Here is a 10,877-nt window from a genome sequence, read left to right as displayed (position 1 = left end):
GCGCTGCCCGCCACGGGCCCGGTCGGCCAGCGCGTCGGCACCCACTTCGCGCTCCTCCCGGACGGCACGGCGGTCGTCGAGATGGCGGCCGTCGCGGGGCTCTCCCTCGTCCCGCGCGAGTTGCGCGACCCGGGCGCCACGACGACGTACGGCGTCGGCGAGCTGATCCGCGCGGCGCTCGACGCGGGCGCCCGCCGCATTCTGGTGGGCTGCGGCGACTCCGGCACCTCGGACGGCGGCGCGGGCGCGCTGCAAGCCTTGGGCGCCCGCCTGCTCGACGCGTACGACATGCAACTCCCGCTAGGAGGTCGGGAGTTGGCACACCTGCACCGCATCGACGCGTCCGGCCTCGACCCGCGCCTGAAGGACACCGAGATCCGGGTGGCGTGCAATCCGTTCAACGTCCTGTGCGGGGAGCGCGGCGTCGCCCGCGTCTTCGGCCCGCAGAAGGGCGCGACGCCCACGCAGGTCGAACAGTTGGCGGCCGCCCTGGAGCACTGGGCGCACGTCCTGACGCGGGACCTCCACGTCCGTACGGATCTGTTCGCAGGACCCGGCACGGGCGCCTCCGGCGGGCTCGGCGCCGGGCTCGCCGCGCTGGGCGGCCGGCTCCTCCCCCGCTTCGACGTCCTCCTCGACCACCTCGACCTGGACGCCCGGCTCGCCCGCGCCGACCTCGTCGTCACCGCCGAGGGCGCCCTCGACCACCAGACGCCGCGCGGCAAGGTCCCCGCCGAAGTGGCCCGCCGCGCCAAGCGGTTCGGCCGCCCGGTGCTCGCCCTCGCGGGCACCATCGGCGAGGGGGCGCACACGGTGACGGCCACCGGGGTCGACGCCTACAGCTCGATCCTGCCCGCCCCCGTGACGCTCGCGGAGGCGCTGGGCCGGGGCGGCGAGTTCCTCACGGACGCCACGGAACGCGCCTTGCGGATGATCCTGCTGGGCAGTCGGCTGCCTCAGGCGTTGGTGGTGTCCGGCACGCAGCGCCCGTCCTCCGTGCGGTAGTTCCACCGCGCGCCGTCCCGCACGAGCTCCTTCACGGCGGACACGAACCGCTCCACGTGCTCGTCGGGCGTCCCGGCGCCGAAGCTGACGCGGATGGCGTTGAGCGACTTCTCGCCCGGCGCGGCCTCCGGGGCTCCGCACTCGCCCTGCTGCTGCGGGTCGGAGCCGAGCAGCGTGCGCACCAGCGGGTGGGCGCAGAACAGGCCGTCGCGCACCCCGATCCCGTACTCGGCGGAGAGCGCGGCGGCGAAGTGCGAGGAGTTCCAGCCGTCGACGACGAACGACAGCACGCCCACGCGCGGCGCGTCGTCCCCGAACAGGGAGAGCACCTTCACCTCGGGCACCGCCGCGAGCCCCTCCTGGACCTTGCCGATCAAGTACTGCTCACGGGCGACGAGGTTCTTGAACCCGGCCTCGGTCAGCGCCTTGCAGGCGGAGGCGATGGAGTACACGCCGATGACGTTCGGCGAACCGGCCTCGTGGCGGGCGGCCGTGGCGTGCCACTCGACGTCCACGCCGCCGTCCGCGCGCCGCGCGACCTTCTTGGACGCGCCGCCGCCGGCGAGGTACGGCTCGGCCTGCGTCAGCCAGTCGGAGCGGCCCGCGAGTACACCGGAGCCGAACGGGGCGTACAGCTTGTGCCCGGAGAAGGCGACCCAGTCGACGTCCAGGTCCTGGACGGAGACCGGGTGGTGGGGCGCGAGCTGCGCGGCGTCGAGCACGATGCGGGCACCGTGCTCGTGAGCGGCCGCCGCGAGCTCACGCACCGGCCAGAGCTCACCGGTGACATTGGAGGCGCCAGTGACGCAGACGAGGGCGGGACCGTAGGGGTCACGGTCGGCGAGGGCGCGCTCCAAGGTGGCGACGGCCTCGTCGGGCGTACGGGGCGCGTTCAGGTACGTCACCCGGGCGTCGCGCCACGGCAGCAGCGAGGCGTGGTGCTCGGTCTCGAAGACGAACACCTCGCAGTCGGCGGGCAGCGCGGCGGCGAGCAGGTTGAGCGAGTCGGTGGTGGAGCGGGTGAAGACGACCTGGTCGTCCTCGCGGCAGCCGAGGAACTCTGCGACGGCGACCCGGGAGTTCTCGAACAGGTCGGTGGACAGCTGCGAGAGGTATCCGGCGCCGCGGTGCACGCTGCCGTAGTACGGCGCGTAGGCGGCGACGTCGTCCCACACCCGCTGCAGGGCGGGCGCGCTGGCCGCGTAGTCGAGGGCGGCGTACGTGACCTCGCCACCGGTGACGAGCGGCACGGTGACGTCCCGGCCGAGGACCGCAAGCGGGGCCGCGATGTCGGAAGGGGCCGAGGTACAGGCGGCGGCGTCGACGGAAACAGACATGGGTGAACTCCCTGGCGAGGTAAGCGAATTGACCATGCGGGAGCTCATCGGGACAGAGCTCTACGGCATGGAAAGAAAGATGAAACGGGTACGCGGAGGCGGGGCCGATACGCCCTATCGCATTCGCTTGCTCACGAGACTGCTCCCTTGAGGACCAGGACCCCAGGGTTGCGAGGGGTCCGCGCTTGCCATACGCCTTGCTGCGTACGACCTGGTCTTCACCCAGGGCACCCCGCCACGGACGGAGGGTTGCCGGACAGCGGGCTGGGGCCTTCTGCAGTGAATTAACACAGCGCTGTCACTCATGACCTTGAAAAGCATCCTGCCACACGTCTCGGACATGGCAAGGGCGCAGTCCAAAATCTGGACTGCGCCCTGCGTCACACCACGTCCGTGTCTACCGGTTGCTGGCCGCCACCCACCGCTCCAGGGCGGCCTTCGCCGCGCCGGAGTCGATCGATTCGGCGGCCCGGTCCATGCCGGCCCGGATCTGCTCGACGAGCGTGCCCTCGCCGGGCCGCACGGCCACCAGGGCCGCCGCCGAGTTCAGCAGCACCGCGTCGCGCACGGGCCCCTGCTCGCCGTCGAGGAGGCGCAGGGCGACCTCCGCGTTGTACGAGGGGTCGCCGCCGCGCAGCGCCTCGATGGGCACGACGGCGATGCCGACGTCACGCGGGTCGAAGGACTCCTCGCGCACGCCGCCGTCGCGCACGGTCCACACCCGGGAGGTGCCGGTGGTGGTCAGCTCGTCGAGCCCGTCGTCGCCGCGGAACACCAGGGACGAGTTGCCGCGCTCGGCGAAGACCCCGGCCACGATCGGCGCCATCCGGGCATCGGCGACGCCGACGGCCTGCGCCTTCACCTTGGCCGGGTTGGTCAGCGGGCCCAGCAGGTTGAAGACGGTGCGGATGCCGAGCTGGCCGCGCGCGGCGCCCGCGTAGCGCAGCGCGGGGTGGAACTTTATGGCGAAGCAGAACGTGATGCCCGCTTCCTCGGCGACCTCGGGCACCCGCTTCGGCGACAGGTCGAGATTGACGCCCAGCTTCTCCAGTACGTCGGAGGAGCCCGAGGCGGAGGAGGCGGCGCGGTTCCCGTGCTTGACGACCTTGGCGCCGGCCCCCGCGACGACGATCGCGGACATCGTGGAGATGTTGACGGTCTTCGCGCCGTCGCCGCCGGTGCCGACGATGTCGACGGTCTCGCCGGGCACCTCGATCACATTGGCGTGCTCGTACATGCCGCGTACGAGACCGGAGATCTCCTGCACGGTCTCGCCCTTGGCCCGCAGCGCCACCGCGAACCCGGCGATCTGCGCGTCGGTCGCCTCGCCCCGCATGATCCGGTCCATCGCCCACGCCGTGTCGTCGGCGCTCTGGTCGCGGCCCTCCAGCAGGCCGTTCAGGACGGCGGGCCAGGAACGGTCCGCCGAGGTGTTGCCTCCAGCGGGGTTCAAAGCGCTCATGGCCGCTCCTGTGTGCATCTGTGGGTTGAAAGGTGCTGCGGTCCCACCCTATCCAGGTCCCGGGACCGCAAAGAGCCCCCGTCCAGGCACTGGACGAGGGCTCCCGCTGTGGCTTACAGCGACGGATCAGAGATCAGTGGTGGCCGTGGCCGCTGGTGATCTCCTTGTACTCCTCGGCGGTCGGCTTCGGGATCTGGTTGTTCTCCCCGTAGTAACCGCGCGAGAGCTTGCCGCGCAGCTTCTGCAGCCGCGAGACCTTCCGCTCGACACCGTTCTCGTCGACCGACGGGCCGATCTCGGCCGGCGCGTACTGCTCGTGCGCCGTGAGCGTGTGCAGGGCCTCCTGGTCGAGCGGCTCGTGCACCTCGACGAACTCACCGTGCGGCAGGCGCTTGATGATGCCGGACTCGCGTCCGTGCAGCACCTTGTCCTTGTCGCGGCGCTGGAGGCCGAGGCAGATCCGCTTGGTGACGATGAAGGCGATGACCGGTCCGACGAAGAACGCGATCCGGACGAACCAGGTGATCGCATTGATCGACAGGTGGAAGTGCGTGGCCCAGAGGTCGTTTCCACCACCGATGAGCAGCACCATGTACCAGGTGATCCACGCGACGCCGAAAGCGGTACGCGTCGGGACGTTGCGCGGGCGGTCCAGGATGTGGTGCTCGCGCTTGTCGCCGGTGACCCAGGACTCGATGAACGGATAGACCGCGATCGCGACCAGGACCAGCGGGAAGATCACGACCAGTGGGATGGCCACGCCCAGGACGAGCGTGTGACCCCAGAAGTCGATCTCCCAGCCCGGCATCACACGGATCAGGCCTTCGGAGAAGCCCATGTACCAGTCCGGCTGGGCTCCGGTGCCCACCTGATCCGGGCGGTACGGACCGATGGCCCAGATCGGGTTGATCGTGGCGATCGCCGCGACCACCGCGATGACGCCGAAGACCAGGAAGAAGAAGCCACCCGCCTTGGCCATGTAGACCGGGAGCAGCGGCATGCCGACGACGTTCTTGTTGGTCTTTCCGGCACCCGCGAACTGCGTGTGCTTGTGGTAGAAGACCAGGATCAGGTGCGCCGCCATCAGGCCGAGCATGATGCCCGGCAACAGCAGGATGTGGATCGAGTAGAACCGCGCGACGAAGTCGCCGCCGGGGAACTCTCCGCCGAACAGGAAGAACGACATGTACGTGCCGACGATCGGCACGGACAGGATCGCGCCCTCCATGAAGCGGACACCGGTGCCGGAGAGCAGGTCGTCCGGGAGCGAGTAACCGGTGAAGCCGGTGAACATGCCCAGGACGAACAGCAGGAAGCCGAAGACCCAGTTGACCTCACGGGGCTTGCGGAACGCACCCGTGAAGAACACGCGCATCATGTGCACGAACATGCCCGCGAGGAAGATCAGCGCGGCCCAGTGGTGGATCTGACGGATCAGCAGGCCACCGCGCACATCGAAGGAGATGTGCATGGTCGAGTTGAAGGCCTCCGACATCAGCTGCCCCTGGAGCGGGACGTAGCTGCCGTCGTAGGTGACCTCGTTCATCGACGGGTGGAAGAACAGCGTCAGATACACACCCGTGAGGATGATGATGATGAAGCTGTACATGCAGATCTCGCCGAGCATGAAGGACCAGTGGTCCGGAAAGATCTTGCGCATGTTGGACTTGGCCAGGGAGTAGATCCCCAGACGTCCGTCGGCCCAGTCGGCTACGCGCTCGCCGGCCGGTGCCTTCTCGCGCGCAGGCGCGTCGTTCGTGGTCGTAGTACTCATCCGCGCTCCCAGAAGGCAGGACCGACGGGCTCAGCGAATTCGCTCAACGCCTCGAGGTGACCCTCTTCGTTGACGCCGATGCGCAGCTGCGGCAGCGCGTGACCGGCAGGACCGAAGATCACCCGGGCGCCGTCGGAGAGGTCGAAGGTGGACTGGTGGCACGGGCACAGCGCGTGGTGCGTCTGCTGCTCGTACAGCGAGATCGGACAACCCACGTGGGTGCAGATCTTCGAGTAGGCCACGATGCCCTCGTGGGACCACTCGAGTTCCTGCTTGTCCTTGATGTTCTCCGGCTGGATCCGGACAAGCATCAGGGCGTCCTTGGCGATGTTCGTCTGGAAGTCCTCGTCGTGCTCCTCCAGGCCCTCGGGCTTGGCGAAGGTGAGCGAGCCGACCGCGATGTCCGAAGGAAGCAGCGGCTCGTTCGTGTTCATGTTGACGAGGGTCAGGCCCTTCTTCCACGACGTGGTGCGCAGCTTCTTCTCGGGCAGCGGCCCGAGGTCACGAAGCAGCACCACACCGGAAAGGGGCACCAGCGCCAGCGCACCGAACATCGTGTTGCGGATCAGCTTGCGACGGCCGAACTGCGACTCGCGGGCGCCGTCGGCGAAGTCCTGCAGGACCTTCGCCTTGACCTCGGGCTCCGCCTCGATCGGGTGGCGCTCCTGGACGACCTCTTCGTCGGACATCAGGGTGCGGGCCCAGTGGACCGCGCCCGCGCCGATGCAGAACAGCGCCACACCGAGGGTCATGCCCAGCGCGAAGTTCAGCGCGCTGATGTGACCCAACGGGAAGATGTAGACGCTCGTATCGACGTCGATGGTGACGTACGAGGCGATGAAGCCGATGGTGGCCAGCATCGACACCATGAACAGGAAGGCAACGACGCGCTCGGACCGCTTGGCGGCCCGCTCGTCGAGGTCCTGGATCCGGTGCTCGTGGGGCGGCAGACCCGGGTCGGTGAAGGGCTCGTCCTTCACCGCGACCGAGCCGTGCTCCGCGCCCTCGTCGGTGGCCCGCTCATCGGGCAGGTTCTCTTCTGGAATGTCTTGGCTACTCATGACTTCTTGGCCTTTGCGGTCCGAGCGGCAACCCAGATGGCGACGGCGATCAGACCGCCGAGCCCGAAGATCCAGGCGAACAGGCCCTCACTGACCGGGCCGAGCCCGCCCAGCTTGAGGCCGCCGGGGCTCTCGGTCTTGTCACCATTGACCGCGTCGAGGTACGCGATGATGTCCTGCTTGTTCTGCTTGGTCATCGTCGTGTCCGGGAACGACGGCATGTTCTGCGGGCCGGTCTGCATGGCCTCGTAGATGTGCTTCGGGGCAACACCCTCGAGGCTCGGTGCGAACTTGCCGTGTGTCAGCGCGCCACCCTCACCAGTGAAGTTGTGGCACTGGGCGCAGTTGGTGCGGAACAGCTCGCCACCCTTGGCGATGTCCGCGCCATTGGCGCTGTAGTCCTTGGCGGTCGGCGCGACCGGACCGGCACCCAGCGACGCGACGTACGCCGCGAGCTGGTCGATCTCGGCCTGCGAGTAGATGACCTTCTTCTTCGGGACCTGGGCGCCCGGCTGCTGGGCCGGCATCCGGCCGGTACCGACCTGGAAGTCGACGGCGGCGGAGCCGACGCCCACGAGGCTCGGCCCGTCGGAGGTGCCCTGACCGCCGGTTCCGTGGCAGCTGGCGCAGCCGACGGAGTAGAGCTTCTTGCCCTCGTCGATGGCGAGGGACTGGGCGGTTTCATCGGCCTGCGCCTTGTCCGCGGGTGCGAACGCGGCGTACAGCCCCCCGGTGGCCGCCAGCGCGAGGAGTAGGACGACGACCGCCGCCAGCGGATGGCGTCGTCGTGCGGAGAGCTTTTTCACGGATTACCCCGGTGTCAGGATCTTCTGCGTCGGTGCTGCGGAAATGTGTCGGGTACTACGCCCGATGCTGTGATCGTCGAACTACTTGATCAGGTAGATCGTGGCGAAGAGGCCGATCCAGACGACATCCACGAAGTGCCAGTAATAGGACACGACGATGGCGGCCGTCGCCTGATGGTGGGTGAACCTCCGGGCCGCGTACGTCCTACCGAGGACGAACAGGAAGGCGATGAGGCCACCTGTCACGTGCATGCCGTGGAAGCCGGTGGTCAGGTAGAACACCGAGCCGTACGGGTCGGAGGAGAGCGAGAGCCCATCCTTCTTGACCAGCTCGGTGTACTCGTAGACCTGACCGCCGATGAAGATCGCACCCATGATGAAGGTGACGATGAACCACGACCGGAGCTTCTTCACGTCGCCGCGCTCAGCGGCGAACACGCCCATCTGGCACGTGAGGGAGGAGAGCACCAGGATCGTGGTGTTCGTCGCGGAGAACGGAAGATTCAGCGCATGCGCCATTTCCTTCCAGTGATCCGGTCCGGTCACCGATCGCAGGGTGAAGTACATCGCGAAGAGGGCCGCGAAGAACATCAGCTCGGAACTCAGCCAGATGATGGTTCCGACGCTGGTGAGGTTCGGTCGATTGACCGACGGGTGCGCGTGCCCGGTTTCTACTGTCGTTGCTGTCGCCACGACCGACATTATGTCGGTCGCTTATCTCGCCCTCACTCCGGGGGGTGCCGTTCGGAGTGTCTGGGTGGTGTGTCCAGCCCATATGGCCCATCGGAGCCGCGTGCGAACCGGTGTTGACGGGGTGTCGGGAGGAGTAGGCTCCGCGCCAGATACGTTCTTTGGCTCCACCGACCGACAACGCCTCGGAGGAACGATGCAGTCGACCGCGACGGTTCTGGTCTACAGCGACGACGCCAACACGCGCGAGCAGGTGCGCCTCGCGACAGGCCGACGGCCCGCGTCCGACGCTCCCGAGGTGCAGTTCATCGAATGCGCGACGCTTCCGGCCGTCATGAAGGAGCTGGACCGGGGCGGGATCGACGTCTGTGTCCTGGACGGCGAGGCCGCTCCCGCGGGCGGCATGGGCGTGTGCCGGCAGATCAAGGACGAGATCTTCCACTGCCCGCCGGTGCTGCTCCTGATCGGCCGCCCGCAGGACGCGTGGCTGGCGACGTGGAGCCGCGCGGAGGCGGCTGTGACGCTCCCTGTGGAGCCCGTGGAGTTCGCCGAGGCGCTGGCCTCCCTGCTGCGCTCCCGGCTCGCTGTCGACGCCTGACACGACCGCACGGACCGGCTCCGGCACGCGCCGACTCCCGTACACCGATGGCGTACGGGAGTCGGAAGTCACACCGCTGATCCTGCCGAGCGGCCTCAGACCGCGGGGCTGAGCCGTGCCTGAAGGGCCGGGTCGGGCTTGTCGGCCTTCTTCGTGAGGGCGCTGCCCGCCTTCCACTTCTTCCAGCTGACGTTCCAGTCGCCGAACCCGTTGCCGAACGGGTCCATCTCCGAGCCGTAGCTGTTGACGACCTTCACGATGTCGCCCTGGCGCACGGTGTCGTAGAACCAGGCGGCGTTGTTGGTGCTCATGCCGGTGCAGCCGTGGCTGACGTTCGCGGAGCCCTGCGCGCCGACGGACCAGGGCGCGGCGTGCACGTACTCCCCGCTCCAGGTGACGCGGGTCGCGTAGTACACCGGCAGGTCGTACGAGTCCGAGGAGCCCTCGGAGATGCCGATCGTCTCGCCCCGCATCCGGACGTAGTACTCCTTGCCGAGCACCACCTTGACGCCGTTCCGGGTCTCGTAGCCGGCCTTGCCGGTGGTGACCGGGATGGAGTTGATCTCCTTGCCGTTGCGGTAGACGGTCATGGAGTGCGATGAGGCGTCGGTGACGGCCACGATGCGGTCACCCGTACTGATGGTCAGCGGCTTGGAGCCGCCGCCCCACAGCCCGTCCCGGATCTTCACGCCCTCCAGCCTGCTGGTGGCGGTGATTTTCGCCTGGGTGGGCCAGTAACCCTTGGGCCGGTAGTGGAGTTCGGTGCTGTCCACCCAGTACCAGGAGCCGTCCACGGCCGGCTTGGAGTCGACCTTCAGGGAGCGTTCCACCAGCGCGCGGGACTTCTCGTCCCGGACGGGCTTGTTGAGTTCGGCGGTGATGGGCTGTCCGACGCCGTATGTGCCCTTCTGCGGGCCGAACGTGACCTTGAGGGCCTTCTCCTTGCCCGGGCGGCCCGTGTCGAAGCCGAGGACCTTGCGGCCGGGCTCGCCGTCCTCGTCCTCGGTGCTCACCCGGACCGTGTAGCGGGTGTCCGCGGTCAGCGGAGCGGTGGTGTGCCATCTCGTGCCGTCGGCGGAGAGTTCGCCCGCGACATAGCGGCCCATGGCGTCCTGGGCGGTGACGTCGGTGATGCGGGACTCGTCGCCCTGGGCGGTGACCTCCAGCGGCTTGTCCGGGTCCGCCTTCTTGCTGCTGCCCACGGGACCGTTGAAGGAGATCTGGCTCGCCGCGTCGTACGGCTTCGCGGAGAGCGGGTGGGAGGAGTTGCCGCATGCCGCTGTGCCAGCACCGAGTGCGGCCACCAGCACGGTGCAGCCCAGAACCGTACGGATACGCGGTGAGTGGTTCATGAACTCACCGTAAGAAGGAACGCGCGGTCCAGCGCGGCGAGTGAGCCGCACGGGGCAACCGACGGCACGCCGAAGGGCCCGGACGCTCCATCAGGAGTGTCCGGGCCCTTCGGATACGGGAGTTCAGTCCCCGGTCAGCCGAGGCTCACTGGTTCTGGTTCTCGCCGCGGTAGTACTCGAAGACCCAGCCCCACAGGCCGAACAGGATGATCGGGGCCGAGAAGTACAGCAGCCACCAGCCCATCGCCACGGCCAGGAACGCGAGCGCGCCACCGACCGCCAGCGAGAGCGGCTGCCAGGAGTGCGGGCTGAAGAAGCCCACCTCGCCGGCGTCGTCCGCGACGTCGGCCTCCTTGTTGTCCTGCGCGCCGGTGTCGGCCCGCCGGGCCGTGAAGGCCAGGTAGTAGCCGATCATGATGCACAGGCCGAACGCCAGGAACAGCGCCGTCGTACCGGCCGGCTCCTTCGACCACACGCCGTAGACACCGGCCATGATCAGGACGAAGAGGCTCAGCCAGATGAACATCTTGCCTTGGACCTTCACTTGCCGGCCTCCTTAGCAAGAGCCTTGTCGCCGTGTCCGGCGTTCTCCAGCTGGTCCAGGGCGGCGATCTCCGGGTGGTGCAGATCGAACGCCGGGGATTCCGAACGGATGCGCGGCAGCGTGAGGAAGTTGTGCCGCGGCGGCGGGCAAGAGGTGGCCCACTCGAGCGAGCGGCCGTAGCCCCACGGGTCGTCGACCTCGACCTTCTTGCCGTACTTGGCGGTCTTCCACACGTTGTAGAAGAACGG

At 68.3% G+C, this 10,877-nt stretch carries 10 protein-coding genes, 1 pseudogene and 1 riboswitch; of the genes and pseudogenes, 2 read left to right on the top strand and 9 right to left on the bottom strand.

Annotation, left to right across the window (positions count from 1 at the left end):
- Nucleotides 1–1,005, top strand: a 1,005-nt coding sequence (locus OKJ99_RS05915; RefSeq protein WP_326014689.1) for a glycerate kinase family protein, incomplete at its 5' end; no start/stop codon positions are given.
- On the opposite strand, the gene OKJ99_RS05910 is transcribed toward OKJ99_RS05915, so the two are convergent.
- From OKJ99_RS05910 to ctaE, 6 genes are all read right to left on the bottom strand, one after another.
- Nucleotides 957–2,342: an aminotransferase class V-fold PLP-dependent enzyme gene (locus tag OKJ99_RS05910; RefSeq protein ID WP_326014688.1), complete on the bottom strand. Its 1,386-nt coding sequence runs from the start codon at nucleotides 2,340–2,342 to the stop codon at nucleotides 957–959. The genes OKJ99_RS05915 and OKJ99_RS05910 overlap by 49 nt on opposite strands.
- Before the next feature lie 176 nt (nucleotides 2,343–2,518).
- Nucleotides 2,519–2,652: riboswitch (SAM riboswitch) on the bottom strand.
- 87 nt (nucleotides 2,653–2,739) lie between these two features.
- Nucleotides 2,740–3,804, bottom strand: a complete 1,065-nt coding sequence (gene trpD / locus OKJ99_RS05905) for an anthranilate phosphoribosyltransferase (protein WP_326014687.1) — start codon at nucleotides 3,802–3,804, stop codon at nucleotides 2,740–2,742.
- A 133-nt stretch (nucleotides 3,805–3,937) separates the two neighbouring features.
- Complete coding sequence (gene qcrB, locus OKJ99_RS05900; RefSeq protein ID WP_326014686.1) at nucleotides 3,938–5,578, bottom strand: cytochrome bc1 complex cytochrome b subunit; 1,641 nt, start codon at nucleotides 5,576–5,578, stop codon at nucleotides 3,938–3,940.
- The gene (gene qcrA / locus OKJ99_RS05895) at nucleotides 5,575–6,639 is read right to left on the bottom strand and encodes a cytochrome bc1 complex Rieske iron-sulfur subunit (protein ID WP_326014685.1); all 1,065 of its coding nucleotides are present in this window, start codon (nucleotides 6,637–6,639) and stop codon (nucleotides 5,575–5,577) included. Before qcrA ends, qcrB begins: the two co-directional genes overlap by 4 nt.
- Complete coding sequence (gene qcrC, locus OKJ99_RS05890) at nucleotides 6,636–7,445, bottom strand: cytochrome bc1 complex diheme cytochrome c subunit (protein WP_326014683.1); 810 nt, start codon at nucleotides 7,443–7,445, stop codon at nucleotides 6,636–6,638. The genes qcrA and qcrC overlap by 4 nt, the downstream gene beginning before the upstream one ends.
- An 81-nt stretch (nucleotides 7,446–7,526) precedes the next feature.
- Nucleotides 7,527–8,147: an aa3-type cytochrome oxidase subunit III gene (ctaE, locus tag OKJ99_RS05885; protein WP_326014682.1), complete on the bottom strand. Its 621-nt coding sequence runs from the start codon at nucleotides 8,145–8,147 to the stop codon at nucleotides 7,527–7,529.
- Between the two features lie 184 nt (nucleotides 8,148–8,331).
- On the opposite strand from ctaE, the gene OKJ99_RS05880 reads away from it, so the two are divergent.
- Nucleotides 8,332–8,733, top strand: a complete 402-nt coding sequence (locus tag OKJ99_RS05880) for a DNA-binding transcriptional response regulator (protein WP_326014681.1) — start codon at nucleotides 8,332–8,334, stop codon at nucleotides 8,731–8,733.
- Nucleotides 8,734–8,828: 95 nt separating this feature from the next.
- On the opposite strand, the gene OKJ99_RS05875 is transcribed toward OKJ99_RS05880, so the two are convergent.
- The 3 genes and pseudogenes from OKJ99_RS05875 to OKJ99_RS05865 all read right to left on the bottom strand — a co-directional run.
- Nucleotides 8,829–10,085, bottom strand: coding sequence for a L,D-transpeptidase (locus tag OKJ99_RS05875; RefSeq protein ID WP_326014680.1), 1,257 nt, complete (start codon nucleotides 10,083–10,085; stop codon nucleotides 8,829–8,831).
- A gap of 145 nt (nucleotides 10,086–10,230) precedes the next feature.
- Nucleotides 10,231–10,629, bottom strand: coding sequence for a cytochrome c oxidase subunit 4 (locus OKJ99_RS05870; RefSeq protein WP_326014678.1), 399 nt, complete (start codon nucleotides 10,627–10,629; stop codon nucleotides 10,231–10,233).
- A pseudogene (locus tag OKJ99_RS05865) lies at nucleotides 10,626–10,877 on the bottom strand (cytochrome ubiquinol oxidase subunit I); the annotation flags it as partial. The pseudogene OKJ99_RS05865 and the gene OKJ99_RS05870, both read right to left, overlap by 4 nt.

The organism is Streptomyces endophyticus, assembly GCF_035798155.1.
GTDB classification, from domain to species: Bacteria; Actinomycetota; Actinomycetes; order Streptomycetales; family Streptomycetaceae; genus Streptomyces; species Streptomyces endophyticus.
The sequence above is the reverse complement of the archived record's forward strand: the minus strand, read 5'-3'. Positions and strand labels throughout refer to the sequence as shown.

What these genes read in the sequence shown, in the direction of transcription:
- OKJ99_RS05910 (WP_326014688.1), bottom strand. Translation starts at nt 2,342, where the DNA reads ATGTCTGTTTCCGTCGACGCCGCCGCCTGTACCTCGGCCCCTTCCGAC.
- trpD (WP_326014687.1), bottom strand. Translation starts at nt 3,804, where the DNA reads ATGAGCGCTTTGAACCCCGCTGGAGGCAACACCTCGGCGGACCGTTCC.
- qcrB (WP_326014686.1), bottom strand. Translation starts at nt 5,578, where the DNA reads ATGAGTACTACGACCACGAACGACGCGCCTGCGCGCGAGAAGGCACCG.
- qcrA (WP_326014685.1), bottom strand. Translation starts at nt 6,639, where the DNA reads ATGAGTAGCCAAGACATTCCAGAAGAGAACCTGCCCGATGAGCGGGCC.
- ctaE (WP_326014682.1), bottom strand. Translation starts at nt 8,147, where the DNA reads ATGTCGGTCGTGGCGACAGCAACGACAGTAGAAACCGGGCACGCGCAC.
- OKJ99_RS05880 (WP_326014681.1), top strand. Translation starts at nt 8,332, where the DNA reads ATGCAGTCGACCGCGACGGTTCTGGTCTACAGCGACGACGCCAACACG.
- OKJ99_RS05875 (WP_326014680.1), bottom strand. Translation starts at nt 10,085, where the DNA reads ATGAACCACTCACCGCGTATCCGTACGGTTCTGGGCTGCACCGTGCTG.